Raw genomic sequence first — 26,835 nt, forward strand, 5'->3', positions numbered from 1 at the left:
GACGACTAGTGGTGTGGCTGGTGGTGCGGGTAATACCGGTGTCAGTGGTGGGGTGGGTCAGGTCGGTGGCAGTGGTGGTGCCGGTGGTCAAGGTGGTGCGGCCGGTAGTGGTACCACTGATGGCTTGGTCGGTGCTGGTGGCCAGGGTGGTGCGGCCGGTGATGGTGGTGTCGGTGGTCATGGTGGTGATGGCGGCAACGGTGGTGCTGGGTTCACCGAGACCGGTGCGACGGGTTTGAGTGGTTCTGATGGTGGTGTCGGTGGCGCCGGCGGTGATGGTGGTGCCGGGGGTGCTGCGGGTACGGCGGGTGTTGGTGGTTTGGACGGGGCTGGGGCTAACCAGGCGGCGTCGGGTGCCACGGGTGTGGCGGGCGGCCAGGGTGATGGCGGCAATGGTGGCGTCGGCGGGGCCGGTGGCGACGGTGCGACCGGCACCACCGGGTCGAACGGCGACGTCGGCGGCACCGGGACGACGGGCACAGCCGGCACCACGACCGGCGGCACCGGCGGCAATGGCGGCAACGGCATCGACGGCGGCACCGGCGGAAGCGGCGGTACCGGTGGCCAGGGCGGCGCAGCGGGCACGGGTGCCACCGATGGCCAGGTCGGTGCCGGTGGTGTCGGTGGGAACGCCGGCGACGGCGGCCTGGGTGGCGACGGCGGCGCGGGCGGCACCGGCGGCACTGGCTACACCTCGCCGACGTTGAACGGCGCCAACGGCGGTATGGGTGGTGAGGGTGGCACCGGCGGCAACGCCGGCCACGGCGGTGCGGCCGGCACAGCCGGCGCGGGTGGTCTGAACGGGGCCGGCGTCGACCAGGCGGCCTCCGGAGGGGATGGCACCACCGGGGGCGACGGTCAGGCTGGTGTCGGCGGCAACGGCGGCGTCGGCGGCAGCGGCGCGCAGGGGACCAATGGCACGACGACGGTGGCGGGCGGCACCGGCGGTGTCGGCGGCACCGGCGGCAATGGCGGCCAGGGTGGTCTGGAAGCCGACAACACCACCCACGCCCAGCAAGGCGACGGCGGTGACGGTGGTACCGGCGGCATGGGCGGTACGGGCGTGCCCGGGGCCAACGGTGCGGACAGCCTTCTCGGCAACGGCGGCAATGGCAAAGCCGGTGGTGCCGCCGGAGACGGTGGCGTCGGGGGCACCGGCGGCAGCGGCTACAACGCCGGCGACGGTGGAACTGGTGGCCAGGGCGGTACCGGCGGCTCGGGAGGCAATGGCGGCAACACGTCTGCGGGACTTCTCGGCATTATCGGCCCGGGCGACGGCGCCACCGGTGGCCTCGGTGGCGGCGGTGGTGTCGGCGGTGTCGCCGGGACCGCCGATGGCGGAGCCGACGGCGTCAACGGCGCCGGTGGTGACGGTGGTGTCGGCGGTGTCGGAGGCAATGCCGGCTCTACTCTGGTCGGGGTCGGGTCGACCGCTACCGCCGGTACCGGTGGCAACGGTGGCGTTGCCGGCGTCGGTGGTGGCAGCGGTGCCGATCAAGGTGCGGCGGGCGTCGGCGGAGATGGCGGACAGGGCGGCCAGGGGTCTATCGGCGCCGTTGCCAATGCGCTCGGTGGTGTGGGCGGCAACGGCGGTACCGGTGGCGCGGCGGCCGATCAGAGCGGCAGTATCGGCGGCGCCGGCGGCCAGGGCGGTACCGGTGGTGGGGGCCTGGTCGGTGCTCTCGGGGTCGGCGGGGGCGGCAACGGCGGCAACGGTGGTGCCGCGGCTGATCAGACCGACAGCATCGGCGGCGCCGGTGGCCAAGGCGGTGACGGTGCGAGCGCTGTCGCCAGCGCGCTCGGTGGCACCGGCGGAACCGGGGGCACCGGCGGGGCGGCCGGCGATGCCGCCGGCAGCAATGGCGGTGCCGGCGGACAGGGTGGCACCGGTGGCAGTGCGGTGGTCGGTGCCCTCGGCGCGGGCGACGGCGGCGGCGGTGGCACCGGTGGTGCCGCCGGGAGCATCGCGGGCAGCACCGGTGGCACCGGCGGTCAGGGCGGTGACGGCGGAGCGGGCCTGGCGAACGTGCTGGCCGGCGGTGATGGCGGTGACGGCGGTACCGGCGGCTCGGGCACTGCGGCCGGAACGATCGGTGGCGATGGCGGCCTGGGTGGCACCGCCGGCCCCGGCGTGCTCAATCTCATCGGTGGCGCCGGCGGTGACGGCGGCGCCGGCGGTGACGGTGGCGCGATCGGTGGCACCGGAGGCCACGGCGGAACCAACAGCAACGGTGCCGCCGGCGCTCCGGGTGTTGGCCCGAGCGGTCAAACCGGCGGTGACGGTGGTGCCGGGGCGCCCGGCGGTCTGCTCTGACGGGCTGGCGCGCTGAGCAGAAGCGGCTGCTGATGAGCACCGGCGGTCAACAGCGCGGTCGGTGAGCGCGACGCCGGTACGCTCGAATTCATGTTCACCTTGCTGCCCGGAGTCCCCGGCCTGGATGACCTGCGCGGCGTCGCCCGTCGCATCGACACCGCCCGGCATCACGGGGTGCCCAACGGCGTCGTACTCGAACTCGACCTGCAGGCGCTGCCGCACGAGACCGGGGCCTTCGACCCGCTGGCGCTGATCCGCTCCGGTGGCCAGCCGCCGGTGCTGCGCGACGTGGTGGCCGCGATCCACCGCGCGGCCGAAGATCCGCGGGTCGCCGGATTGATTGCGCGAGTGCAGCTTTCGTCGGCAGCCGCCGGACCGGTGCAGGAGCTTCGGGCCGCCATCGCCGACTTCACCGCCGTCAAGCCGTCGCTGGCCTGGGCCGAAACCTACCCGGGCACGCTGTCCTACTACCTGGCGTCGGCGTTCGGCGAGGTGTGGATGCAGCCCTCGGGAACGGTCGGGCTGATCGGCTTCGCCACCAATGCGACGTTCCTGCGCACCGCGCTGGACAAAGTCGGCATCGAGGCGCAGTTCGTCGCCCGCGGCGAATACAAGTCGGCGGCCAACATGTTCACCCAGGACTCCTACACCGACGCGCACCGGGAAGCCGACACTGCTCTGGTAGGCAGCCTGCACGCCCAAGTGCGCGCGGCCGTCGCCGAATCCCGGGACCTGGACGCCGGCGTCGTTGACGCGTGCGCCGACCGGGCGCCGCTGCTGCGCGACGACGCGGTCCAGTCGGGCCTGATCGACCGGATCGGGTTCCGCGACGAGGCCTACGACCGCATCGCCGCACTGGCCGGCGGCCCGGGGGACGCGACGGTCGACGCGGACGACCCCAAGGCCCCGCCCCGGCTGTACCTGACGCGCTACGCGAACGCGACCGCCGGGCGCCCGGTGGTGTCCACACCGGGCCTGCCGTCCATCCCGGGCCGCAAGAGCAAGCCGGCGATCGCCGTGGTGACGGTGGCCGGTGCGATCGTCAGCGGCTCCGGCGGGCCGCAGCTGTCCCCGTTCGGCAATCGCAGCGTCGGCGGAGACACGATTTCCGCGGCCCTGCGAGAGGCGGCCGCCGACGATGACGTCGCTGCGATCGTGCTACGGGTGGACAGCCCCGGTGGCTCGGTCACCGGGTCGGAGACCATCTGGCGGGCGGTGCAGCAAGCCCGGGAGGCCGGCAAGCCGGTGGTGACGTCGATGGGCGCGGTCGCCGCGTCCGGCGGCTACTACATCGCGGCGGGCACCGACACCATCGTGGCCAACCCCGGCACCATCACCGGATCGATCGGGGTGGTGACCGGCAAGCTGGTCGCCCGTGAGCTCAAGGACCGCCTCGGGGTCGGCACCGACACGGTGCGCACCGGCGCCAACGCCGATGCCTGGTCGATCAACGCCCCCTTCACCGACGAGCAGCACGGGCAGGTCGAGACCGAAGCCGACCTGTTCTACGACGACTTCGTGGCGCGGGTGGCAGCAGGCCGCAGCCTGTCGACCGAGGCGGTGGATGCGGTGGCACGCGGTCGGGTGTGGACCGGCGCCGACGCGGCGCAGCGCGGCCTGGTCGACGAGTTGGGCGGGCTGCGCACCGCGGTGCGGCGAGCCAAGGTGCTGGCCGGGCTCGACGCGGATGCGCAGGTCCGCACCGTGTCCTATCCGGGCTCGTCACTGTGGGAGTTCGTCCGGCCACGCCAGTCATCGCAGCCGGCGGCGGCGCTGTCCGATGCCGTCGGCGGCCTGCTGATGCGGTCGCTGGCCGGGATCGTCGACCAGGCACAACGGTCGGTCAACGGGGCGCAGGTGCTGTGGCTGGGCGAATCGCGCTGGTGAGGATGTAACACAGATTCAACAAAACGCTTTCGTGACAGCAAAGGCTCGGTAACACCTTCTTAACGAGCGCCGCCCAGACTTACAGGCATGAAACGGTTACTGCTGCTGGCGGGCCTGAGCGCGATGATCGGCCTCGCCGCCCCCGCCAACGCCGCGCCGTCGGGTGTTGATGGCCAGTTCCTCGCCACCCTGTCGGGGGCGGGACTGAGCCACCGCGGCAACGACCAGGCCACCGTGTCAGCCGGCCGCGCGGTTTGCCAGCTGATGGACGGCGGACTGTCCCCGATGGACACCGTCGTCGCCGTGCAGGCCACCAACCCCGGTTTCACCGTTCAGAAGGCCGGAGAGTTCGCCGCGATCTCGGCGGCGCACTACTGCCCGGAGCACATGTAGTTTTCGTCGCGGTTGCTAGGCCTGCGGCCGGGCGCCCAGCACGTCGCGGAACAACGCCTGGCGCAGCGCGAGCTCGCGCGGATCGCTGTAGAGGTGAAAGCCCAGGCGATTCATCACATAGCAGAAACCCACACCCGTATCGGGGTCGGCGAACCCGAAGGATCCACCGAAACCCGGTGTGCCATAAGCCCTGTCCGATGAGCCGAACACGGCGGCGAACGCCGGTTTGGACAACCCCAGCGAGAAGAGCACCTCGACGCCCAGCACCTTGTCGCGTTCGCCGCCGGACGGTGGCGCCGGCATTGCGGTGAGCGCATCGCGCACACCGGGGCTCAGGGGCAACGCGGGATCTGCGGTGGCCGCGGCGCCGTAGAGTCGCGCGATCGCCGAGGCGGTGCCGATCCCGTTGGCCGACGGGATCTCGACTGCGCGCACCTGGTCGCGGTTGTAGTCGCCATCCCAGGGTTTGATGTCGCGTGGCAGCGAACTCGCGCGTGCCAGCAGGCCGAACGGGTTGAACGAAGCGGCCACCAGCGCGGCCGGCATCACGCCCAGGTGTCGCAGCGACTCTGCCCGTTTCCACTGGTGCAACATCGCCACCCGGTCGCGGGGCACCGCGGCCGGCAGACCGATGTGCAGGTCCAGCCCGAGCGGCCCGGCGATTTCGTCGGCCAGGAATCGGCCCAGGGTGCGCCCGGCCGGGTCGGTGCGACGGATCAGCTCGGACTCATACCAGCCCAGCGTGATCGCGTGATACCCGTGCCGGGTGCCGGGCGCCCAGAGCGGCTTCTGGGCCGCGAGTATGGGCGCCAGCCGGTCCGGGTCGGCGACGTCGTCCAGCGTGGGAGCGGGCTTCAACGCGCACAGCCCGGATTGATGGCCGAGCAGTTCGCGGACCGTGACCTCGCCCTTGCCGGCTTGCGCGAACTCGGGCCAGTGGTCGGCCACCTTGTCGTCGTAGCCGAACAGTCCTCGCGACACCGCCAGCGCCACGGTCAGTGCCGCCACACCCTTGGTGCTGGAGAAGACGTTGACCATGGTGTCCTGCCGCCACGGTTGCCGGGTGAACCCGTCGCGGTAGCCGCCCCACAGGTCGACCACCTTGACGCCGTCGCGGTACACCGAGACCGCGGCGCCCACCTCATGGCCCCCGGCGAAATTCGCGCGAAACGCGTCAGCGACCTTGCCGTAGCCCTCGTCGACGTCGCCGCCGATCAGATCCTGCGGAACATCAACTTTGAGCACCATCGGACTGGTTATATCGCTGCCGGCCGGCCGGCCGGCACCGAATCGCGAATTCGCTGGGGCCGTCAGTCGCCTTACGTGCGAATCGCCTCGATCGACACCGAATTGCGGAGCCCTGCCACGATCTCGGCGTCGTCGGGGTAGCGGCGCCCATAACCCGCGAAGACCTCGGTCCGGGTACGACTGCTCACCTGCCAGCCGTGCTCGGTCAGGTAATCGTCGGCGGGCCGGCGCTCGCCGGCGTAAACCAGGTTCGCCATGTCCAGATCCAGGCCCTGCTCAGCAAAGCGCCGTCCCACCGATTGGTTCGAATCGCTCAACGCAGCGGCTCCGTCGGGGTGGTACTCGGTGGCCAGTCGACTGCCCGGCGCACTCAACGCGGTGATGTTGTCGAAGAGTCGGTCCTGTGCCTCCGGCGGGAGATAGACCAGCAGCCCTTCCGCGCTCCACGCCGTCGGTTTCGTCGCGTCGAAGCCGCTGCTGCGCAACGCCGCCGGCCAGTCCTCGCGCAGGTCGATGGCCACCGTCCGGCGCAGCGCCGTGGGCTCGGCACCGATTTCGGCCAGGGTGCGCGACTTGAACTCGATCACCTCCGGCAGGTCGATCTCGTAGACGACGCTGCTTTCCGGCCATTCCAGCCGATAAGCCCGCGAATCCAGTCCGGACGCCAGGATGACGGACTGCCGGACGCCGGCGGCCGCGGCCTGCAGGAAGAAGTCGTCGAAGAACCGGGTGCGCACCGCCATCACCTCGGTCATCGGCCGGACGGTGGCGTCGGCGTCGTTGGCGATCGCCGGTTCGAGCTCGCCGTCGAGCAGTCGGTTGAAGAAGTCGATCCCGACCGCACGCACCAGCGGCGCGGCGAACGGGTCGTCGATCAGCGCGTCGGGTTCCCGGCTGGCCAAGGCCCGTCCGACCGCGACCATGGTCGCCGTCGTTCCCACACTGGACGCCAGATCCCAGCTGTCCCCAGGAGATCGTGCACCGCCGCTGCGTGCCATGGCCGTCAGCCCCGGACCGCGCTGATGTAGGACAGGCCGCCGAAGCCGGGGCCGTCGCCCTCCTCCAGCGGCGGCAACCCGTGCGCGGCGAACAGTTCGCCGACGCTGCGGCTGTCGACCTGCCAGCCGTGGCCGGCGAGATAGGTGCCGGCCTCGTTGCGGTCGCCGAAGTAGAACAACTCGCTCATGTCGAGGTCGAGGCCCTGGCTGCGCATCCGTTCCGCAGCCTCCTGCATCTGCCGGCGAGCCTGCACCTCGGTGTCGGCGTCGAGGGCCGGAACGCTCTCGGTGGCGACCCGGCTACCCGGTGCGCTCAGCTCGGTGATGGTGTCCAACAGCCGGTCCTGCGCCTCCGGCGGCAGGTAACCCAACAGTCCCTCGGCGCTCCACGCGGTCGGCAGGCCCGGGTCGAAGCCCGCCGCCCGCAACGCCGCCGGCCAGTCGTCGCGCAGGTCGATCGAGACCGTTCGCCGCTGCGCGGTCGGTTCGGCGCCGTGCTCGGCCAGCACCCTGGTCTTGAACTCGATCACCTCGGGCTGATCGACCTCGTATACGACGGTGCCGGCGGGCCAGGCCAGCCGGTAGGCGCGGGAGTCCAGGCCCGAGGCCAGGATGACCGCCTGCCGGATGCCGGCGGTGCCCGCTGCAGCACCACAAGCGTCGGCGAAGAAGTCGTCGAAGAACCGGGTCCGCACCGCCATGTTGTCGGCCATCCGGGTCATGCCCATCGGACTGTCGTCACCCAAGGCGGCCGGGTCGATCTCGCCGCTGGCCAGCCCGGTGAACAGGTCCAGCCCGACGGCACGCACCAGCGGTTCGGCGAACGGGTCATCGATCAGAGGGCGTTCGGCCCGGCCGGCCATCGCGCGGGCGGCGGCCACTCCGGTTGCGGTGACCCCCACGCTGGAGGCCAGATCCCAGGTGTCGTTGTCGGTGCGTGCCATCGAGGGGACTCCAATCTGAAGCCGGGAACACCGCCCGGAAGTTAATTAGCTAGGTTAACGAGCTGTCGACGACTGTACGCGCACCGGCTGATCGTTCGCTGGAACCGCGGCCCGACGCAGCCCGGCCCGCCGTGCTGAGCTGTTAGTCTCGTAGACTGCTGACGCGCCTGAAGGCACGCGTGGCCGCATTCATGACCGGTCGGCGCGTCGACGCGAAAACGCAGGACTACCCAGGACTAACCGGGGCTGGACCAAACCAGCCCATTGGCACGCCGCGACCGGACCTCGGCTGCGCAGGAGGAGAAGAGTGTTCTCGGCTTTCATCTCATCACTGCGGACGGTCGACCTCAGGCGCAAGATCCTGTTCGCCCTGGGCATCATCGTCGTGTACCGGCTCGGAGCGGCGATCCCATCGCCGGGCGTCGACTACCAGAACGTGCAGCAGTGCATCAAGGAGGTCAGCGGCGGCGACGCGGCGCAGGTCTACTCACTGATCAACCTGTTCTCCGGCGGCGCGCTGCTGCAACTGACGGTGTTCGCCATCGGTGTGATGCCCTACATCACCGCGAGCATCATCGTGCAGCTGCTGACCGTGGTCATCCCGCGCTTCGAGGAGCTGCGCAAAGAAGGCCAGTCCGGCCAGAACAAGATGACGCAGTACACCCGCTACCTGACGGTCGCGCTGGCCGTTCTGCAGGCCACCAGCATCGTGGCGCTGGCCGCCAACGGTGGGCTGCTGCAGACTTGCAGCCTGCGCCACGACATCATCGCCGACCACAGCATCTTCACCCTGATCGTCATCGTGCTGGTGATGACCTCCGGCGCGGTGCTGGTGATGTGGCTGGGTGAGCTCATCACCGAGCGCGGCATCGGCAACGGCATGTCGCTGCTGATCTTCGTCGGTATCGCCGCCCGTATCCCGATCGAGGGCAAGACCATCCTGGACTCCCGTGGCGGCCTGGTGTTCACCATGGTCCTCCTGGCGGCACTGGTGATCGTCATCGGCGTGGTCTTCGTCGAGCAGGGGCAGCGCCGCATCCCGGTGCAGTACGCCAAGCGGATGGTCGGCCGGCGCATGTACGGCGGCACCTCGACGTACCTGCCGCTGAAGGTCAACCAGGCCGGCGTCATCCCGGTCATCTTCGCCTCGTCGCTGATCTACATTCCCCAGCTGGTCACCCAACTGGTCCGCAGCGGCAGCGGAGGTGTCGGCAACAGCTGGTGGGACAAGGCCGTCAGCACCTACCTGTCGGATCCGTCCAACTTCGTCTACATCGCGGTGTACTTCGGCCTGATCATCTTCTTCACCTACTTCTACGTCTCGATCACGTTCAACCCCGACGAGCGTGCCGACGAGATGAAGAAGTTCGGCGGCTTCATTCCGGGCATCCGGCCGGGCCGCCCGACCGCGGACTACCTGCGCTTCGTGCTCAACCGGATCACCCTGCCCGGCTCGATCTACCTGGGCGTCATCTCCGTGCTGCCCAACCTGTTCTTGCAGATGGGCAACTCCGGGACGGTCCAGAACCTGCCGTTCGGTGGTACCGCGGTGCTGATCATGATCGGCGTCGGCCTTGACACGGTCAAACAGATCGAGAGCCAGCTCATGCAGCGCAACTACGAAGGGTTCCTCAAGTGAGAGTCATCCTGCTGGGACCGCCCGGGGCGGGCAAGGGCACGCAGGCCGTCAAACTGGCGCAGGAGCTGGGCGTCCCGCAGATCTCCACCGGCGACCTGTTCCGCAGCAACATCGCGCAGGGCACCGAGCTGGGTCGCAAGGCCAAGGGATACCTGGACGCCGGTGACCTGGTGCCCTCCGAGCTGACCAACGCGCTGGTCGCCGACCGCATCGACACCGAGGACGCCGCCAAAGGCTTCATCCTCGACGGCTATCCCCGATCGGTGGAGCAGGCCCAGGCCCTGCACGACATGCTGGAGGCGCGCAACACCAAGCTGGACGCGGTGCTGGAGCTGCGGGTCAGCGAGGACGAGCTGCTCGCCCGGCTGCGGGAGCGGGGCCGCGCCGACGACACTGCCGAGGTCATCCACAACCGAATGATCGTCTACCGCGAGGAGACCGCGCCGCTGCTGGACTTTTACCAGCACGAGCACGAACTGCATGTCGTGGACGCGCTCGGCACCGTCGACGAGGTCTTCGCCCGCCTGTTGCAGGCCGTGGGACGCTAAGTGATCGGACTGCCGAAGCGGCGGGTGCCGCATCGCAGCCCGGGCGAGCTCGACGCGATGGCCGCGGCAGGCGCCGTCGTAGCCGCGGCACTGGCCGCGGTGCGCGAGGCCGCTGCCGCCGGTACCTCGACTCTGCAATTGGACGAGGTCGCCGAATCGGTGATCCGGGACTCGGGTGCGACGCCGTCGTTCCTGGGCTATCACGGATTTCCCGCGTCTATCTGCAGCTCGGTGAACGACCGTGTGGTGCACGGCATCCCGTCGTCTACCGAGGTGTTGGTGGCCGGTGATCTGGTCTCCATCGACTGTGGTGCGATCCTGGACGGCTGGCACGGCGACGCGGCGGTCACCTTCGGTGTCGGGAAGCTGACACCGGCCGACGAGAACCTTTCGGCGGCCACCCGGCAGGCGATGGAAGCCGGGATCGCGGCGATGGTCCCGGGCAACCGGCTCAGCGACGTCTCGCACGCCATCGAAACGGGTGCCCGCGCCGCGTCGGCCGCGTTCCGTCGGTCGTTCGGCATCGTCGCCGGCTACGGCGGTCACGGTATCGGCCGCCAGATGCACATGGACCCGTTCCTGCCGAACGAGGGAGCGCCGGGAAAAGGGCCGCTGCTGGTGACCGGTTCGGTGCTGGCGATCGAGCCGATGCTGACGCTGGGCACCGACCAGACGGTCATTCTCGAAGACGAGTGGACGGTCACTACCGCCGACGGCTCCCGAGCCGCACACTGGGAGCACACCGTGGCGGTGACCGAGGACGGACCCCGGATCTTGACGACGCTCTGACCGCCGGGTGGTCTGCACCGGAAGGTCGGTGATGGGCGTGAACCAGCTGTACGGCTGAATCGTGTCTCCACTGTGAGGTTGGTGACGAAGCGTCAAAGCGCCGCCGGCGTCGGCACGGCCTTGGACGTCGCCGACCGGGAGGCGCCGGAAGTCGCACTGATGAAGGCGCTGCACGACGAGCACGCCGCGGCGTTGTGGCGCTATGTGCTGCGGCTTACCGGCGACCGGGCGCGCGCCGAGGACATTGTGCAGGAGACGCTGCTGCGGGCCTGGCAGCATCTCGAGGTGGTCCGCGACACCGAGCGGTCGCCGCGAGCATGGCTGTTCACCGTCGCCCGCCACATGGTCATCGACCAGAGCCGCAGCCCGCGGTTCCGTTCCGAAGTCGGCGCGCTGGATGCCCCGGGCACACCGGAGCCGGCCGGCCCGGACGAGGTCGATTCGGCCCTGGATCGGATGCTGATCGGCGAAGCCATGCTCCAGCTCTCCGACCAACATCGTGCGGTGGTGCAGCGCTCGTATTACCAGGGTTGGACCACCGCTCAGATCGCCGCCGACCTCGGAATCGCCGAGGGCACGGTGAAATCGCGACTGCACTATGCCGTGCGGACGCTGCGCCTGACACTGCAGGAGATGGGGGTGACCCGATGATGCTCGTTCCTGAGTGCTCCCACGGGTACGCACTATGGGATGCCGCTTATGTGCTGGGGTCGCTGTCGGCGGCCGACCGGCGAGAGTTCGAGGCGCACCTGGCCGACTGCCCGTCGTGCCGGTCGGCGGTAGCCGACCTGTCCGGCATGCCGGCGCTGCTGTCGAAGCTCGACCGCAGTGAGTTGGCCGCGATCGAGGAAGCCGGTGCGGGACCACCGCTGCCCGCCACCGTGATGACGTCGCTGTTGACCGCGGTGCGCGCGCGACAGCGCCGGACCCGCCTGACGACCTGGGTCACCTCGGCTGCGGCGGCGGCGGTGCTGGCCGGCGGCGTGCTCGTCGGCGTTACCGCGCACTCGCCGATGCCGGCGCCCGCACCGCCGCAGGCCAGCGCCCCCGTGCAGTCGCCCGCCGGTGAGTCGGGCTTGCCGATGGAGCAATTGGCAACGCACAAGCTGGCTTCGACGGTCAGCCTCAGTGATCAGAAGTGGGGAACACTGATCGCGCTGAACTGCGTCTGCCTGGCCCCGCCCGATGCCCACCATGACCGGTTGGCGATGGTGGTGCTGCACCGCGACGGCAGCCAGTCCCAGCTGGCGACCTGGGTCGCGATTCCCGGCCACACCGCGAGCCCGCAGGCCAGTATCGCAACACCGGTCGACCAAATCGCCGCAGTCCAAGTGGTCTCCGCCGACAACGGCCAGGTGCTGCTGCAGCGCTCGCTGTAGGACCGGTGATGAGACGGCACGCAGAGGATCAGCGGTGCCGGTGCCGGCGGTGAGTGCCCCGCCAGCTCTGCGAATCCTCGTCGTCGGTGCCGGCGTGGCGGGCATCTCCATTGCCCGGGGACTACTGCGCGACGGCCACGACGTCACCGTCTTCGAACAGCGGCCGGACACGCAGGCGGGTGGCGGGGCGGTGACCATCTGGCCCACTGGTGCAACGGTGCTGGGCCAGCTCGGTGTGGACATGACGGGGGCCGGTCAGCCGCTGTCGACGGTGCGGGTGGTGACATCCGCCGGTCGCCCGCTTGCCATCCTCGACATCACCGCGATCGCAGACCGGCTGGGCGCACCGGTCCGGATGGTCCCGCGTCGGGTCCTGCTGGAACGCCTGCTGGAAGGCTTTCCGGCCGAGCGCATCCGATGCAACGCCCGCGCGGCGGGCGTGGCCGAACCCAATGGCGGCGTGCGGGTCGACTTCGACGACGGCAGCTCGATCGACGGAGATCTGTTGATCGGCGCGGACGGGCTGCACTCGATGGTGCGAGATGTCATCGGCGCGCAACCCGCGAAGCCGACCGGCTGGTGCAGCTGGCAGGGACTGGTCACCCTCCCGGATCCTGTCGAGGACAAGCAGGTTGCGCTGATCGTCGTCGGCAAACACGGAAACCTCGGCCTGTGGCCGGCCGGTGGTTCCGACCTGCAGTGGTGGTTCGACCTGCCCTGGTCACCGGACTTCGTGCGGCCGGCACGTCCGATCGAGATGATCCGGGCGCGTTTCACCGGTTGGTCCGACCCGGTCGATCGGGTACTGGCCGCTTTGACCGACGACGACCTGACCCGGTCGCCGTACCCGCACTTCCGCCATCCGATTCCCGCGACGGGACGGGGCGTGCTCACCCTGCTCGGCGATGCCGCACACACGATGCCGCCCACCATGGCGCAGGGAACCAACCAAGCGCTGATCGACACGATGGTGCTGTGCAAGGCGCTGGCGGATTTCCGGGCGGCAACCTTGCACGGTGAGCTGTCTCGCGCGCTGCGCTGGTATGAGAACACCAGGCGCCGCAAGGTGGCGACGGTGTCGCGGGTGACGGCGCTGCAACTGTCCCACAGCGAGCTGATGCTGCGGCCGGCGGCGTGGATCCCGGACCGGCTGCACACCTGGGCGATGACCACGCTGCTGCGCCGGCTGAGTCATCGCCGGATGTCGGCCGAGATCAGCCGGGCTCTCGGGCCGATCGGTGTCAGCCAAACCTTCAGCAATACAACAGATCACAGCTATTGAGGAGGACCGACCGATGTCGCTGCCCGCACTTGAAGATATCGTCGCCCATCACGGCGCTGCCGAACCCATCGATGGGGTGACCCGCATCGAGACCAGCCCCCGGGAGAAGGCCACCCCGATCGTCATGGAGATGATGCGGTCGGTCTACCCACACGATCAGGTCTTCGGCGAGTACTGCACCGTCAATGATTTCGTCGACTGCCCACCCGACGAGCTGTTCGCGTACCTGACCGACACCCGTTGCCTGGAGGAATGGACGTACAGCCTGCGCGGTTTCACGCCGACCGACGAACCCGGTCTGTGGCTGGCTCACGACCGACTCGGTTCGGAGACCGAGATCTATGTCCGCACCGTCGCCGACGAGCAGTCCCGGACCGTCGACTACCACTGCGCCTGGGACCAGGGCAAGCACCTGTGGATGATCTATCTGATGCGGGTGGTCGACGCGCAGCTGGTGCTGGACAGGCCGGGTTCGGTTGTGCTGTGGACCAATTGCCATCACCCGTTCTACGACCACAACCCGTATCCGGAGAGTGCCCCACCGCAGCGGCCCGTCTGGGTCGGCGACTTCTGGGACATGTTCGCCGCCGGACACCTGCTGGAAATGAAGAACCTCAAGGCCATTGCCGAGTACCGCCACCACAACGGCCTGCCCGTCACACCGTCCTGGATGAGATGAGTACCCTGGCGCCGCCCGATCCGGTACGGGTACGAGGCGATTTCGACAGTCCGTCGCGCTGGCTCTGGCTGATCAAGTGGTGTGTGCTGGCCACCCCGCACTACCCGATCTTGATCATTCTCTACCTGGTGTACCCGCTGCTGACCGTTGTCGCCGGAGTCGCGATCCTGTTCACCGGGCGGTATCCGCGCGCCATCTTCGACTTCAACGTGGGTGTGCTGCGCTGGTCGTGGCGGGTGATGAACTACCGGTTCCCGATGAACAGCACCGACAAGTTCCCGCCCTTCACGCTGGCCTCCCGGCCCGACTATCCGGCCGATCTGCAGGTGGACTACCCCGAACGACTCGACAACCGGGCCGTGCTGGTCAAATGGTGGCTGTTGGGTCTCCCGCAGATCCTGATGTGCTGGGCGATGGAGCCTGCCCTGCAGGTGCTGTGCGTGATCACCGCGGTGACGTTGCTGGTCACCGGGACGATCCCGACCGGCATGTCCGACCTGCTGCTGGGCATCGTTCGTTGGCGTTATCGGGCGGCTGTGTACGTCTCTTTGATGCGCGACGAGTATCCGCCGTTCCGGCTGGATCAGGGCAACTTGCGGGTAACCGATGTCGCGCCGTAATCCGTTGTTCCCGTATGTGTATCGACTCGGTATGCCGATCTTCGATCGGCTGTTCTATCGCCGGTACCGGCGCGCGGCGATGAGTGCTGCGACCGGCCGGCTGTTGATGATCGGCCTCGGCCCAGGCATCGACCTGATGTTTCTTCCCGCCGCGGTGACAACGGTCGCCGCCGTGGAGCCGGAGCCGGCGATGCGCCGGATGGCCGCCGCCGTTGCTCGTCGCCACGGGATCACGGTGAACATCGTCGACGGAATCGGAGAATCGATTCCGTTCCCGGACAACAGTTTCGACTCGGTGCATGTCGGACTCGTACTGTGCTCGGTCGACGACGTCGACGCCACCCTCGGGGAGATCCGCCGGGTGCTGGCCCCCGGTGGCCGGCTGGTGGTGCTCGAGCATGTCCGCGGGCACGGCGCGATGGGCCGGTTCCAGGACCTGATCGCGCAGCCGTGGTCATGGCTGGCATCCGGGTGCCGGCCGAACCGCCGCACCCTGGACGCCATCGCAGCGGCCGGCTTCGACACCACCGGACTGCGCAGCATCCGGCGAACCCCGGTGCCGCCCCCGTGCACACCTGCGCTGCTGGGGTTCGCCACGGTCAGACGTAGTGAACCGGCGAGCCGTCGCGAACGTGACCTAGATAACGTCGAGCGAACGGAGATCCCGCCATGAGTAGTACCGTTACGAGCCGCCGCCGGGCGGCGGTGGGCGTCGGCGCGGCCTTGGCCGCCGGGCTCACCTCGTTGGCAATCAGCACACCGGCCTACGCCGACGGGGATGGCCGCGGTGCGGGCGTCGACCCGGCCTTCCTCTTCGGTGATACCGGCACGTCCGGCGACACCAGCGACCTGAGTGCGCTGCTCGCGCCGGCTGACGACCCGGACTTCATCAGTCACACCACCGATTTCGGGCTGTTCACCCTCACCTCAGCTGCCGACCCCGACGACAGCGATTATGTTGCCGTCGTTCTTCAATCCTCGCTCTTCACCGACATTCTGACGTCGGGGACCGACCCGGAGGACAATCTGGGGTTCGGGGCCGCGAGCATCGGGGTTTTCGGGGAAACGGTCAACACGTTCATCGTGCCGGACAACCCGGACCTCGACTTTACGTTCGCGTTGCCGTTCACCGACCCGCTGGCCCAACTGTTCACCGAGCTCATCCAACTCGGTCTCGTCTGAGGTAGGCGCCGGGTTGCCCGGCGCCATGCGGCGTCATTCGATCGCGACCGCGTCGATGATGTTCAGCCGGGCCGCGCGCCGGGCGGGCGGCACCGAGCCGAGCAGGCTGATCGCCACCGCGCCGACGGCGCAGGCCGGCGCCACCAGGCTCGGCCGGAAATCGACGCTGAAATTCATGATCTCAGCGCTTACCAGGCTGTAGAGCCACTGATCGGTCAGGCCGATCAACAGCCCCAGCAGGCCGCCGGTCACACCGATACCCGCCGCCTCGGCGAGCACCATCTGCACGGTGAAGCGACGATTGGCGCCGATCGCTCGCAGCACGCCGATCTCCCGGCGTCGCTCCAGCACCGAGAGCGTCAACGTGGTGAACAGGGCCACCGCGGCCACGAACACCACGATGAGCCAGACCGCGTTGGCGATCACCATGGACTGATGCAGCGGCGCCTCCAGTCCGGCCAGCGCGGCGCGACCGTCGTAGACGTGGTTCGGCTCGGGGACCACCCGGCGGACCTCGGCCAGCAACCGCCCCGGATCGACATCGTCGGCGGCGGTCACCTGCAGTGTCGTCACCGCCGGGCGGTCGAACCAGGCCTGCAGTTGGTCAACGCCGATCCCGACGGTCCCGATGACCGTCGAGAAGTACGGCACCAGCGCCAGCACCGCCGCCTGCCGCGGCCCACGTGGCGTCTGCAGCCGCAGCTGATCGCCGACCCGCACCCCGAGGGTCGTGCCCAGATTCTGCGACAGCACCACGCCCCGGCCGGCGAGCACATCACGGCGCGCCTGATCGCCGAGTGCGCGAAACAGCGGATCGGCCGACCCGGGAGAGAACCCGTCCAGCATCACCCGGGTGCCACCGATCACGGCGAATCCGTAGGCCCCGGCGCAGACTCGGGCCGCCCCCGGTACCGCGGCCACCCGCTCCTGTAGGCCTTGCGGCAGCGCGTCGGTGGCAAAGCTGTCGGGGGCATTCGCACTGACCCATACGTCGACTCCCGCGACCGGCTCGAAGATGGCGCGGGCCGAGGAGATCATGTCGTTGTCGGTTCCGGTGATCACGACGGTGGTGACCACGGCGATCAGCACGGTCATCACGGTCGCCCACACCCGCCGCGGCGCACGCTCGATTGTTGCCGCCCCGACCGCGCCGACCGTTCCGAAGGTTCGCGCGGCGGCAGCAGCGGCTCTGACAAGGGGCCCGGTGAGCGCGAAGCCGAGCGTGATCTCGGCGCAGAGCACCGCGAACATCGCAGCCAGCGTGGCGGCGCCGCGATGGTTGAGCACGATCAGCAGCGACACCGCGATCACCGCGACGGCCGCAACCCCGCTGACGGCCCGCAGCCGGCCCGGCACGGTGTCGGCGGTTGACACGCCGACGGGCGCCAATGCCTCGATCGGTGAGACCTTGTACACCTGCCGCGCCGCCATCGCCGCCGCGGCCACGCTGGCCAGCACCGTCGCGGCCACCGCGACGGGTAACGCGTAGCCGGGCAGCCAATACTCGACGCGGGCTTCGAGCCCTTGGGTGATGGCCGGTGGCAAGCGTTGAATCGCCAGGCGCCCCAGAAGTATTCCGATGCCCGACCCGACCGCTGCGCCGAGTAAGCCGAGCATTGCCGCCTCGCCGAGCAGGTCGGCGACGATGGTGGCGCGTCGTCCGCCGATCGCGCGCAGCGTCGAGATGACCGGGCGGCGCTGGGCGATCGCCATGGTCATCGTGGTGTAGACCAGGAACGCACCGACCACCAGCGCGACCGCCGCGCCCATCAGAGCCATGTAGTTCATCAGCCTCACGCCGTCGCCGGCTCGAGCCGCGCGCATCCGCGGATCGGCGACGATCGCCCGTCCGTTCACGGCGGCGGTGACCGCGGCGCGCACCCCGGCGGGGTCCGCCCCCGGCTTCGTGGTGACCAGTATCGAATCGAGCTGGCCGTGGCGCCCGGTGATGTTCTGCGCCAACGCAAGCGGGGCAAGGACATAGCTTCCGCCGTTGAGATCCGCGAGTTGCCTGCCGGTGAGTACTTGGGACACCGTGACCCACGTCGAACCCAGCCGGAACCCATCGCCCTTCCGATGGCCGACACCCGGCCCGACCTGGACGCCGCCCGGTGTCCCGGCCGGTCCCGCCGGCGGTCGTGCGACCGCAGCCGCCAACGCACCGGCCAGGGCCACGCTGTCAGCGTCCGCGCCGAACAACAACACCGTCCCCGCCGCCGTGGGAGCAGCCGTCCGGAGCAGTGGCGCCGCGGTCGCGACACCGGGAACCGCGGCCACGTCGGCCCGTATCGTGTCGGGAAATCCGGCGTCGGTGATGCCCGACACCTCGAGTGCGGCGACACCGGCGATCCCGTCGGCCAGCCGATTCACCGAACCGGTGATCGACCCGAAGATCCCGAGCACCGCGACGAGGTACATCGCCGACACCGCCATGACGGTGATCGAGGCGAGGGTGCGCCGCCGGTGTACGGCCAGTTCGCGCAGGCTGAACAGGCGAAGCCGGCTCGCGGTGGCGGCCACCGCCGATCTCACCGTGGCGCCGCCGCCCGTTCGTTGCGCGGCGACCCGCTACGCCCGGCTTCGCCGCGCTTGCGATCGCCGCGTTCGTTGCGCGGCGACCCGCTACGCCCGGCTTCGCCGCGCTTGCGATCGCCGCAGTCGGAACCGACCCGGCCGTCCCGTAGGGCGATCACCCGGTCGGTGGCCGCCGCGGCATCGCGGTCATGGGTCACCATCACCACCAGCCGGGCCCGCCCGTCCTCGTGCGCCACCTCGGCAAGCAGCCTCAAGATCGAAGCGCCGGTAGCGGAATCGAGGTTGCCGGTCGGTTCGTCGGCGAGAATCAGCGAGGGGTCCATCAGCAATGCCCGCGCTATCGCGACCCGCTGCAGCTGTCCGCCGGATAGCTCCGCCGGCCGGTGTGCGACCCGGTTCCCGAGCCCGACCCGGCCCAGCAGCGCAACCGCATCGTGTTCGGCCTTGTCGAGTCGGCCACCGTCGAGCAGCTTGGGGACCGCCACGTTCTCCCACGCCGACAGCGTCGGCAGCAGGTTGAAGAACTGAAAGACGAAGCCCACCCGATGGCGGCGAAACTCCGAGGCCTGCTCATCGCCGAGCCGGCCGATCTCGGCGCCGTCGAACGTGATCGAGCCGGTGTCGGGGGAGTCCAGCGCGCCGAGCAGGTGCAGCAGGGTGCTCTTGCCCGCTCCCGACGGTCCGACGACCGACACGAACCGCCCACCGGTGAGGCACAGGTTGATCCGGTCGAGTGCTCGCACCCGCTGGCCGCCGACCCGGTACTCGCGCACGACGTCGCGGAGTTCGATGGTCAGCGCTTGATGACGACGATCAGTGAGCACGGGCAACCGGCCCCCCTATCCGCGGGCTTCTGATCGTTGACACGCTTCGGGGCGGTGCGCGGTTCAGTGGCGGGCGTGAACTCAGCCGGGCCGCGAGTCGTGTACCTGATATCGCAACGAGGTAGTCCGCTACAGCCCGTGCGGGGATACGTGCCTGCGGGGGCGCAGATCGAGGTGAGCAGATGGCCGCAAAGCACCGTGTGGTGGACCATATCGTCGGGCATCTCGCGGGAGTGGGCGTCGACTACATCTTCGGTGTCGACGGCGCCAACATCGAAGACCTCTATGACGCCGCACACCTGCGGCCCGGCATCACCGCGGTGCTGGCCAAGCACGAGTTCTCGGCGGCCACCATGGCCGACGGGTACAGCCGCAGCGGGCGGGGTCTGGGTGTGGTGGCGGCGACATCGGGTGGGGGTGCGCTGAATCTTGTTCCGGCGCTGGGGGAGTCATTGGCCAGTCGGGTGCCGGTGTTGGCGTTGGTGGGCCAGTCGCCGACCACGATGGACGGCCGGGGCAGCTTTCAGGACACCAGCGGACGCAACGGTTCGCTGAATGCCGAGGCGCTGTTCTCCGCGGTCTCGGTATTCTGCCGGCGGGTTTCGGACCCCGCCGACATCGTCTCGGCCCTGCCGGCCGCCCTGGCGGCGGCATGCACCGGCGGTCCGGCCGTGCTGTTGTTGCCCAAGGACATTCAACAGGCCGCGGTTGCCGTCAACGGCTACCACGGTGCCGACGGCGGGGGCATCGGGTGGTCGCGGGCCATCGGCGACCCGCATCCGATCGTGCATGCACTGCAGCGGGTGAGCGGCCCGGTCACCGTCATCGCCGGCGAGCAGGTTGCTCGCGATGACGCGCGGGCCGAGCTGGCGGCGTTGTGTGCCGTGCTGGGTGCGCGGGTGGCCTGCGTTCCCGATGCCAAGGACGTCATCGGCACGTCGGGGCTGGGGCCGTGGGTGCTGGGCGTCACCGGGGTGATGGGTCATCCCGGCGTGGCCGCGGCGATCGCCGAGAGCGCCCTGTGCCTGGTGGTGGGCACCCGGTTGTCGGTGACCGCGCGTACCGGCCTCGACGATGCGCTGGCGGCCGTGCGCACCGTGTCGATCGGGTCGGCGCCGCCGTACTTCGCGGGTACCCACGTGCACACCGATGACCTGCGGGCATCGTTGCGGATCCTGACCCGCGCACTGGCCAAGAATCGGTCAACCGGGGTGTGGCCGGCACAAGTGGCACCGCGCACCGAACTGAGCCCGCCGCCGTTCGACGGTCCCGGTGTCCGCTACCGCGATGCCATGATCGCGCTCGATCGGGCACTGCCCGATGGGGTGGACATCGTCGTGGATGCCGGCAACACCGGGGCGGCGGCCGTGCACTACCTGCCGGCGCGGCGCGGGGGCGCCTTCGCGGTCGCACTCGGCATGGGCGGCATGGGCTACAGCTTCGGCGCCGGCATCGGGATGGCGTTCGGCCGGGCGAAATCCCCGGTGCCGGGCCGGCGGGTGGTGGTGATCGCCGGGGACGGCGCGTTCTTCATGCACGGCCTGGAGGTGCACACCGCGGTGCACTACCGGCTGCCGGTGACGTTCGTGTTGTTCAACAACAATGCCCACGCCATGTGCGTGACCCGCGAGCAGCTGTTCTACGGCGGCGGATACAGCTACAACCGGTTCGCGCCGAGCCGGTTGGGCGCCGGCCTGGCCGCGATGTTCCCCGGCCTGACTTCCCTGGATGTCGCCGACCTCGACGGATTCACCACGGCGGTGGGCGCCGCGCTCGACACCGACGGCCCGTCGGTGATCGGCGTCGAATGCGCTGCCGACGAAATCCCGCCGTTCGCACCATTTCTCGCAGCGGCGGTCACCTCATGAGCCAACCGGCCGTCAGCCTGATCGACGTCTCCAGTTACCTGCCCGGCGAGCCGATCGGCGCCGACTACTACGCGCGATTCGCCGGATCCGACGAGCTCCGCGACAACCTGATGTTCCGGGCGCCCAGATTTCGTCACCACGTCGGTGCCGACGAGAGCGCGGTCGACATGATCGAGCGGGCCGCAGCCGGGCTGATCGAACGGCACGGCCGCGACGTGATCGCCGGAGTCGACGTGCTGATCACCCACACCCAGGCCCCGGACATGCCGTTCTACGGCGCCGGCGGCGGTGCCGCACACCGGCTGGGGATGCGCCCGTCGTGGGTGCTGGACCTGCACAACGGCGGGTGCGCGGCGTTCGTATTGGCCCTCGACCTGGCCCGCCAGCTGCTGGTGTCGGGTGCGGGCCGCACCGCGCTGATCGCGATCGCACAGAACGCGGCCGGCCAGGTCTTCGATCAGCCCGGGGTGCGCTGCCGGGCGCAGGCGGCCGTACCCGGCGACGGCGCCGCGGTGGGTCTGGTGACGCTGTCGGATCACTCGCCCGTCCTCGACGTGGAGTGCCGGACCTACGGTGAGTACGCCGGCGAGATGACGACCGCCGCCGATCCGCCGCGCAAGTGGTGGCAGGCCGGGCCGGGCGAGATCTCCATCGCGTTCACCGAAGCGAAGATCACCAAGGTGCTGGCCCGCGGCAATCGGCAGGTCCCCGAGGTGGCGTCGGCGGTGTGTGCCCGGATCGGGGTGCGGCCCAGCGAGATCGCCCTGCTGGTCACCAACCAGCCGAACCGGGTGTTCCTGCGCAACTGGCGCGAGGCATTGGAACTGCCGCAGGAGCGACACTTCGATACGTTTGACGACTGCGGCAACCTGTTCGGCGCCGCGGTCCCGATCAACTTGGATGGGGCGATCAGCGACGGGCGGGTGAAGGCCGGCGACCTGGTGCTGCTGGCAGCCTTCGCGCATGCCGGTGACTTCGCCGGTGCGGCGGCGGTGCGCTGGGGCGGGCGCGAGTGATGGGATCGGTCGCGCTCGGCAGTCCCGGCACCCTCCTCGATGGGCTGCCGGTGGCGGTCGATCCACTCGCGTTGTCGCTCAACGAGAATCCGTTTCCACCGTTGCCCGCTGTACGAGCGGCCCTGGCCCGCTCGATCGACGCGGTGAACCGTTATCCGGAGTTCCTGCCCACGAAGCTGCGCGCGCTCATCGCCGACCGGGTCGGAGTCGCCGAGGGTCAGGTGGTACTCGGGGCGGGCGCGACCGGGGTGGCGATGCAGGTGCTGCAAGCGCTGACCCGGCCCGGAGATCGGATCGTGCTGAGCTACCCCACGTTCGACGGTTATCCGATCATCGTCCAAATGGCCGGGTTGACGTCGGTACCGATTGCGCTGGACCACCGTGGACACCACGACCTGCCGGCGATGGCGGACGCCGCGGCACACGCCCGGGTGGTGCTGTTGTGCCGGCCGCACAACCCGACCGGCACCCTGGAGCCGGTCGCCGACGTCGAACGCTTTCTGCGGCGGGTGCCGAAGGACACCGTTGTGCTGCTCGACGAGGCCTACATCGAGTTCGTGGCGCCCGAGGACCGCCTCGACGGGCCGGAGCTGGTGCGGCGCCACCCCAATGTGATGGTGGTTCGGACGTTCTCCAAAGCCTACGGCCTGGCGGGGTTGCGGATCGGCTACGGCTTCGGGTCACCGGAGTTGGCCGCCGGGCTGTGGAGTATGCAGTTGCCGTTCGGCATCAGCACCAGCAGTGCCGTGGCGGTGGCGACCTCCTATGACGCCGAAGCGCAATTGTGGCAACGCATTCGACGGATCACCGCCGAGCGTCGGCATCTGCGGCGACGGCTGTGGAGCATCGGTGTCGACTCGATGGACTCGCATGCGAACTTCGTGTATCTGCCGGCGCGGGACCGGCCGTGGCGCGAATCGTTCAGCGAGACCGGGCTGCGGGTCCGGTGCTACGCCGACGGCAGCGCGCGGATCACGGTCGGCAACCGCTCGTCGACCCTGGCGGTGCTGTCCGCGGTGGCCGGGGCAGTGCCGGTGGCCGGGTGATCACCACTGCGGTGGGTCAACCCGCCGTCCGGGCGGCGGCGTCGAACAGCGCGCGCAGGGTGGTGCGGATCTGGTCGGCCGCATCGTCGATGCTGCCCATCGGTTGCAGCAGGTGGCTCAGCGTCAACCGGACGTCGACTTCGACGATCGAGTTCAACTGCGCCTCGATCGCGTCCGGAAGGTCGTAGGACGCCCGCACCGCGGCCGCCATCGCATCGATCGCACCGGCCAGGATCGGTGTCGGCCCCATGGTCAGCAGCGGAGTCAGGCCGGGTTCGGCGTCGGGCGCGCGGGTCAGCGTCGCGGTGACCAGTGCGTCGTCGGCACCGGCGCGCAGCGTGAAGGCGGCGCCGGCCGCCAAGCCGGCGGCCACGTCGTCGGGGTGGGCTTTGATGGCCGAGATGACCCCGGTGATGAATCGGCCGGTCTCGCGTTCGACCAGGGCCTCGCCGAGCGCCTGCTTCGCGCCGATCTCCTTGTACAGCAGCTGCCGGCCGATACCGACCGTGGTGGCGATGCGCGACATGTTCACCGCGCCCCAACCCTCCGCGCAGATCAGCGCGTAGGTCGCATCCAGGATCTTCTCGCGCAGCAACTGCCGGACCTCGGCCTGAAAATTCGGAGCGACTGACATGGCTACCAGGGTATATGACAATTATGTAAAAATGTCGCTCCTGACACAGATATGCCAGATGTGTATGTGTAACATACAGAAAATAGGCAATTGTCGTGGGTCGGAGGCGGGTTGGGTATGGTGCCGTCGTCGGGCAGTCCGGACCAGATCAAGGGGGCGCTGGCCCGGTTGTCGGATCGGTATCGCGCGATGATCTACCGGTCCTTCTACCTCGGCCGGACGACGGCGCAGATCGCCGCCGAGTTCGGCACCGATGACGACGTGGTCAAGGGCGAACTGCACGAGGCGCTGTCCGCATTGCGGGCGGTGCTGCAGTGTGCGGACGGCCGGCCGCAGTGGCAGGCCCGGTGAGGGCGCGGCACACCGGTTCACCGCGCCAGGGTGTGCACCGCCCGCCGGAACACACCGGGCAGCAGCGTGCACGCGGGCACTACCGCGGGCCGTAGCGCCCGGGGTGCGCTGGCCAGCACCAGGCCCCGGGTGAGCAGCCGGTAGCTGCGGGTGATGCGATGCCAGGCGCGCTCGTAGGACTGCGGGGTGTCGTCGACGATCGCGGCGACGGCGGCGGCGGCCTGCTTGACCGCGAGGCTGATGCCTTCGCCGGTGAGCGCATCCTCGTAGCCCGCCGCGTCGCCGACTAACAGCACCCGTCCGGCGACGCGTCGGGCGACCACTTGGCGCAGCGGGCCGCAGCCCCGCGCCGGCCCGGCGGCGGCGCCGCCGAGGCGGTGGGCCAGCTGGGGGAACCAGTCGAGTTCGGGACGGTGCTGCGACAGCACGGCCACGCCCACCAGATCCGGCTCCACCGGTGTCACGTAGGCCTCGCCCCATGGTGACCAAAACACCTCGACGAACTCCGACCATGCCGGTACCCGGTAGTGCCGGCGCACACCGTACCGTCGTGGGGATCCGGGCACCGCGGTGATCCCGACGTCGCGGCGGACCGCCGAATGCAGCCCGTCGGCGGCCACCAGCCACCGCGCCCGCACCCCGGCCGCCGCCACCCCGTGGGCGTCCTGGTCGACGTGGGTAACCCGCTTCGAGATCCATTCGGTGTCTTCTTGTTTCGCGCGGTCCATCAGACCGGCGTGCAACGTGGTGCGACGCACCCCGCGCCCGGACGCGTCGCGGAATTCGGCCTCGGCCCGCTGCCGTTCGCTCACGTAGGCGATGCCGCGCAACGGCATCCCGGCGGGGTCCACTCCGAGCGAGGCCAGTGCGGCCAGGCCGCCGGGCATCAGCCCCTCGCCGCAGGCCTTGTCGATCGGGCCCTCCCGCGGCTCGGCGATGATCACCGAAAGGCCTTGGCGGCGCGCATATAATGCGGCGGCGAGGCCACCCGGACCGCCGCCGACGATCAGCAGATCGGCGTCATAGTCGCTCATGCGTAGCCCAGCGCCGAGTTCTCCACCCGGATCCGCACCATCAGCAGCGCCGCGTTGGTCACGGTGAAGCCGATCGCGGTGAGCCAGGCCGAGTGCACCAGCGGCAGCGCCAGCCCCTCGGCCACCACCGCCACATAGTTGGGATGGTGCAGCCACCGGTACGGCCCCCGCCGCACCAGCGGCGCGTCCGGCAGCACGATGACCCGGGTGTTCCATCGCCGGCCGAGTGTCGCTATGCACCACCACCGAAGCGCCTGGCTCGACGCCGCCACGGCGAGCATGGGCCAGCCCAGCAGCGGAATGAAGGGCCGGTGCAACAGCCACACCTCGGTGACGCAGTTGAGCAGCAGCGCGGCGTGGATGCTGACCATCACCGGATAGTGTCGCTGCCCGAATTCCTTGCCGCCGTTGGCGAACGCCCATCGCGCGTTGCGATCAGCCACCGCCAGCTCGGCCAGTCGTTCAACCCCGACGGCCAGGATCAGCAGGTAATACATGCCTCACCAGCCCAGTAGCACGAGTTCGGCGGAGAAGCCCGGGCCCATGGCGATCATCAGCCCGAGGGAGTCCGGCTCCGGCGGGTCGATCTCGGTGCCGTGGAGAATGTCCAGTACCGATACCGAGGACAGATTCCCGTGCTCACGCAACGATTTCCAGGTGCGGTCGAGTGCGTCCGGGGGCAGGTCCAGCACGTTCTCGACCGCGTCGATCACCTTCGGGCCGGCGGCATGCACGATCCACGTGGAGATGTCTTCGGTAACCAGTCCGTGATCGGCCAGGAAGTCGCGGACGTCGTCACCCAGGTATTTCTCGACGACGGTGGCGATCTCGACGGACAGTACGATGCGGAATCCGTCGCTGCCGATGTCCCAGCCCAGTATCTCCTCGGTGTCGGGGTAGGTTCGGCTTCGGGTCGCCAACAGCTTCGGCCCGGCCTTCGATCCAGCTGATGCCCGGTCCGCCCCGATCGCGACGATCGCGCCGGCGCCGTCACCGAACAGGCTGGCGGCCACAATGTTTCCGATCGAATGGTCCTGGCGCTGAACCGTCAACGAGCACAGTTCGACGGCCAGCAGGGCCGCCACATGATTCGGAAAGCCGCGCAGGTAGTCGTGTACCCGGGCCAGTCCCGCGGCACCGGCGACACAGCCCAGGCCGAACAGCGGAACTCGTTTGACGTCGGGCCGAAGGCCCATCCGCGTCATCAGCCGCGCCTCCAGCGACGGAACGGCAAGCCCGGTAACCGTCGTGGAGAACACCACATCGATTTCGGCCGGGACGATTTCGGCCTCATCGAGGGCCGACAGCAACGCCTGTTCACTCAGGTCGAGTGCGATGTCGAGGTAGGTGTTGTTGGCCTCGGTGAAGCCGCTCAGCTTGGAATAGCGTGACAACGGCAGCGCCAGTTGGCGGGTCGTGACGCCGCTGTTGGCGGCGAACCGCGCAAAATCCGGACCGGCGAAGGCGAAGTCGGACAGCTCTGCCATCACCTCGGCCTGGTTGTACTGGTGGGGTGGGAATTCAACGGCCACGGCGGCCACTGTCGGTGTGTTGTCCATGTACGGGTTACGTTTCCGCCCGCTCGTAGGTTCAATTCCGCCGTCGGCCAAACGGATGCGCCGCCG

Annotated in this window: 27 protein-coding genes; 17 read left to right on the forward strand and 10 right to left on the reverse strand. The window is 69.5% G+C overall.

Translation table 11 applies throughout. From position 1 onward, the window contains the following. The coding region (locus tag ACZYY4_RS02130; RefSeq protein WP_463807762.1) for a hypothetical protein at nucleotides 1-181 on the reverse strand (181 nt) is incomplete at its 3' end. Between the two features lie 54 nt (nucleotides 182-235). Between ACZYY4_RS02130 and ACZYY4_RS02135 the strand changes: the two genes are divergently transcribed. The 3 genes from ACZYY4_RS02135 to ACZYY4_RS02145 all read left to right on the forward strand — a co-directional run bounded on the left by ACZYY4_RS02135 (nucleotide 236) and on the right by ACZYY4_RS02145 (nucleotide 4,594). Continuing rightward, nucleotides 236-2,314, forward strand: a complete 2,079-nt coding sequence (locus tag ACZYY4_RS02135; protein WP_463807763.1) for a PE family protein — start codon at nucleotides 236-238, stop codon at nucleotides 2,312-2,314. A gap of 90 nt (nucleotides 2,315-2,404) precedes the next feature. After that, entirely contained in the window at nucleotides 2,405-4,201 is a 1,797-nt protein-coding gene (gene sppA, locus ACZYY4_RS02140) for a signal peptide peptidase SppA (RefSeq protein WP_463807764.1), read from the forward strand. A gap of 87 nt (nucleotides 4,202-4,288) precedes the next feature. Then, nucleotides 4,289-4,594, forward strand: a complete 306-nt coding sequence (locus ACZYY4_RS02145; protein ID WP_463807765.1) for a DUF732 domain-containing protein — start codon at nucleotides 4,289-4,291, stop codon at nucleotides 4,592-4,594. Between the two features lie 15 nt (nucleotides 4,595-4,609). Here ACZYY4_RS02145 and ACZYY4_RS02150 read toward each other — a convergent pair whose 3' ends face one another. From ACZYY4_RS02150 to ACZYY4_RS02160, 3 genes are all read right to left on the reverse strand, one after another. Next, a complete protein-coding gene (locus ACZYY4_RS02150) occupies nucleotides 4,610-5,842 on the reverse strand; it encodes a serine hydrolase domain-containing protein (protein ID WP_463807766.1) in 1,233 nt (410 codons plus the stop codon). Between the two features lie 71 nt (nucleotides 5,843-5,913). Next, nucleotides 5,914-6,840 carry a class I SAM-dependent methyltransferase gene (locus ACZYY4_RS02155; protein WP_463807767.1) on the reverse strand — a complete coding sequence of 309 codons (927 nt, stop codon included), beginning with the start codon at nucleotides 6,838-6,840 and terminating at the stop codon, nucleotides 5,914-5,916. Between the two features lie 5 nt (nucleotides 6,841-6,845). Next, nucleotides 6,846-7,784 (reverse strand): class I SAM-dependent methyltransferase, encoded by a 939-nt coding sequence (locus tag ACZYY4_RS02160; protein ID WP_463807768.1) that lies wholly within the window; start codon nucleotides 7,782-7,784, stop codon nucleotides 6,846-6,848. 307 nt (nucleotides 7,785-8,091) lie between these two features. Here ACZYY4_RS02160 and secY point away from each other — a divergent pair, with 307 nt between their 5' ends. The 10 genes from secY (at nucleotide 8,092) to ACZYY4_RS02210 (ending at nucleotide 15,902) form a co-directional block, all read left to right on the forward strand. After that, nucleotides 8,092-9,423 carry a preprotein translocase subunit SecY gene (gene secY / locus ACZYY4_RS02165; protein WP_463807769.1) on the forward strand — a complete coding sequence of 444 codons (1,332 nt, stop codon included), beginning with the start codon at nucleotides 8,092-8,094 and terminating at the stop codon, nucleotides 9,421-9,423. Beyond that, a complete protein-coding gene (locus ACZYY4_RS02170) occupies nucleotides 9,420-9,971 on the forward strand; it encodes an adenylate kinase (protein ID WP_463807770.1) in 552 nt (183 codons plus the stop codon). The genes secY and ACZYY4_RS02170 overlap by 4 nt, the downstream gene beginning before the upstream one ends. Then, nucleotides 9,972-10,760, forward strand: a complete 789-nt coding sequence (map, locus tag ACZYY4_RS02175) for a type I methionyl aminopeptidase (RefSeq protein WP_463807771.1) — start codon at nucleotides 9,972-9,974, stop codon at nucleotides 10,758-10,760. 159 nt (nucleotides 10,761-10,919) lie between these two features. After that, on the forward strand, nucleotides 10,920-11,411 hold the full coding sequence (locus tag ACZYY4_RS02180) for a sigma-70 family RNA polymerase sigma factor (RefSeq protein ID WP_463807959.1): 492 nt from the start codon (nucleotides 10,920-10,922) through the stop codon (nucleotides 11,409-11,411). After that, nucleotides 11,408-12,139 (forward strand): anti-sigma factor family protein, encoded by a 732-nt coding sequence (locus tag ACZYY4_RS02185; RefSeq protein ID WP_463807772.1) that lies wholly within the window; start codon nucleotides 11,408-11,410, stop codon nucleotides 12,137-12,139. The genes ACZYY4_RS02180 and ACZYY4_RS02185 overlap by 4 nt, the downstream gene beginning before the upstream one ends. Before the next feature lie 49 nt (nucleotides 12,140-12,188). Beyond that, the gene (locus ACZYY4_RS02190) at nucleotides 12,189-13,421 is read left to right on the forward strand and encodes an FAD-dependent oxidoreductase (protein ID WP_463807773.1); all 1,233 of its coding nucleotides are present in this window, start codon (nucleotides 12,189-12,191) and stop codon (nucleotides 13,419-13,421) included. Nucleotides 13,422-13,434: 13 nt separating this feature from the next. Further along, complete coding sequence (locus tag ACZYY4_RS02195; RefSeq protein WP_463807775.1) at nucleotides 13,435-14,100, forward strand: SRPBCC family protein; 666 nt, start codon at nucleotides 13,435-13,437, stop codon at nucleotides 14,098-14,100. Further along, nucleotides 14,097-14,720 (forward strand): DUF4389 domain-containing protein, encoded by a 624-nt coding sequence (locus ACZYY4_RS02200; protein WP_463807776.1) that lies wholly within the window; start codon nucleotides 14,097-14,099, stop codon nucleotides 14,718-14,720. Before ACZYY4_RS02195 ends, ACZYY4_RS02200 begins: the two co-directional genes overlap by 4 nt. Beyond that, nucleotides 14,707-15,393: a class I SAM-dependent methyltransferase gene (locus ACZYY4_RS02205; RefSeq protein WP_463807777.1), complete on the forward strand. Its 687-nt coding sequence runs from the start codon at nucleotides 14,707-14,709 to the stop codon at nucleotides 15,391-15,393. Before ACZYY4_RS02200 ends, ACZYY4_RS02205 begins: the two co-directional genes overlap by 14 nt. Further along, nucleotides 15,390-15,902, forward strand: coding sequence for a hypothetical protein (locus tag ACZYY4_RS02210; RefSeq protein ID WP_463807779.1), 513 nt, complete (start codon nucleotides 15,390-15,392; stop codon nucleotides 15,900-15,902). Before ACZYY4_RS02205 ends, ACZYY4_RS02210 begins: the two co-directional genes overlap by 4 nt. A gap of 33 nt (nucleotides 15,903-15,935) precedes the next feature. Here ACZYY4_RS02210 and ACZYY4_RS02215 read toward each other — a convergent pair whose 3' ends face one another. Then, nucleotides 15,936-18,434 (reverse strand): ABC transporter permease, encoded by a 2,499-nt coding sequence (locus ACZYY4_RS02215; RefSeq protein ID WP_463807780.1) that lies wholly within the window; start codon nucleotides 18,432-18,434, stop codon nucleotides 15,936-15,938. Continuing rightward, nucleotides 18,431-19,234, reverse strand: coding sequence for an ABC transporter ATP-binding protein (locus ACZYY4_RS02220; protein WP_463807960.1), 804 nt, complete (start codon nucleotides 19,232-19,234; stop codon nucleotides 18,431-18,433). Before ACZYY4_RS02220 ends, ACZYY4_RS02215 begins: the two co-directional genes overlap by 4 nt. A gap of 209 nt (nucleotides 19,235-19,443) precedes the next feature. Here ACZYY4_RS02220 and ACZYY4_RS02225 point away from each other — a divergent pair, with 209 nt between their 5' ends. From ACZYY4_RS02225 to ACZYY4_RS02235, 3 genes are read left to right on the forward strand one after another with little or no spacing between them, the layout of a single operon-like run. Then, a complete protein-coding gene (locus ACZYY4_RS02225) occupies nucleotides 19,444-21,129 on the forward strand; it encodes a thiamine pyrophosphate-binding protein (protein WP_463807781.1) in 1,686 nt (561 codons plus the stop codon). Continuing rightward, entirely contained in the window at nucleotides 21,126-22,145 is a 1,020-nt protein-coding gene (locus tag ACZYY4_RS02230; protein ID WP_463807782.1) for a 3-oxoacyl-ACP synthase III family protein, read from the forward strand. The genes ACZYY4_RS02225 and ACZYY4_RS02230 overlap by 4 nt, the downstream gene beginning before the upstream one ends. Further along, complete coding sequence (locus tag ACZYY4_RS02235) at nucleotides 22,145-23,191, forward strand: aminotransferase class I/II-fold pyridoxal phosphate-dependent enzyme (RefSeq protein WP_463807783.1); 1,047 nt, start codon at nucleotides 22,145-22,147, stop codon at nucleotides 23,189-23,191. The genes ACZYY4_RS02230 and ACZYY4_RS02235 overlap by 1 nt, the downstream gene beginning before the upstream one ends. 16 nt (nucleotides 23,192-23,207) lie before the next feature. On the opposite strand, the gene ACZYY4_RS02240 is transcribed toward ACZYY4_RS02235, so the two are convergent. Continuing rightward, on the reverse strand, nucleotides 23,208-23,825 hold the full coding sequence (locus ACZYY4_RS02240; protein ID WP_463807784.1) for a TetR/AcrR family transcriptional regulator: 618 nt from the start codon (nucleotides 23,823-23,825) through the stop codon (nucleotides 23,208-23,210). Nucleotides 23,826-23,915: 90 nt separating this feature from the next. Here ACZYY4_RS02240 and ACZYY4_RS02245 point away from each other — a divergent pair, with 90 nt between their 5' ends. Beyond that, nucleotides 23,916-24,176: a sigma factor-like helix-turn-helix DNA-binding protein gene (locus tag ACZYY4_RS02245; protein ID WP_463807785.1), complete on the forward strand. Its 261-nt coding sequence runs from the start codon at nucleotides 23,916-23,918 to the stop codon at nucleotides 24,174-24,176. 17 nt (nucleotides 24,177-24,193) lie between these two features. On the opposite strand, the gene ACZYY4_RS02250 is transcribed toward ACZYY4_RS02245, so the two are convergent. Genes ACZYY4_RS02250 through ACZYY4_RS02260 form a run of 3 tightly spaced genes read right to left on the reverse strand, consistent with a single transcriptional unit; the run spans nucleotide 24,194 to nucleotide 26,769 of the window. Beyond that, nucleotides 24,194-25,210, reverse strand: coding sequence for an NAD(P)/FAD-dependent oxidoreductase (locus ACZYY4_RS02250; RefSeq protein WP_463807786.1), 1,017 nt, complete (start codon nucleotides 25,208-25,210; stop codon nucleotides 24,194-24,196). Beyond that, nucleotides 25,207-25,707, reverse strand: coding sequence for an isoprenylcysteine carboxyl methyltransferase family protein (locus ACZYY4_RS02255; protein WP_463807787.1), 501 nt, complete (start codon nucleotides 25,705-25,707; stop codon nucleotides 25,207-25,209). The genes ACZYY4_RS02250 and ACZYY4_RS02255 overlap by 4 nt, the downstream gene beginning before the upstream one ends. A gap of 3 nt (nucleotides 25,708-25,710) precedes the next feature. Further along, nucleotides 25,711-26,769 (reverse strand): type III polyketide synthase, encoded by a 1,059-nt coding sequence (locus tag ACZYY4_RS02260; protein WP_463807788.1) that lies wholly within the window; start codon nucleotides 26,767-26,769, stop codon nucleotides 25,711-25,713. Between the last annotated feature and the right edge of the window lie 66 nt (nucleotides 26,770-26,835).

This window comes from Mycobacterium sp. IDUB_21, assembly GCF_055419425.1.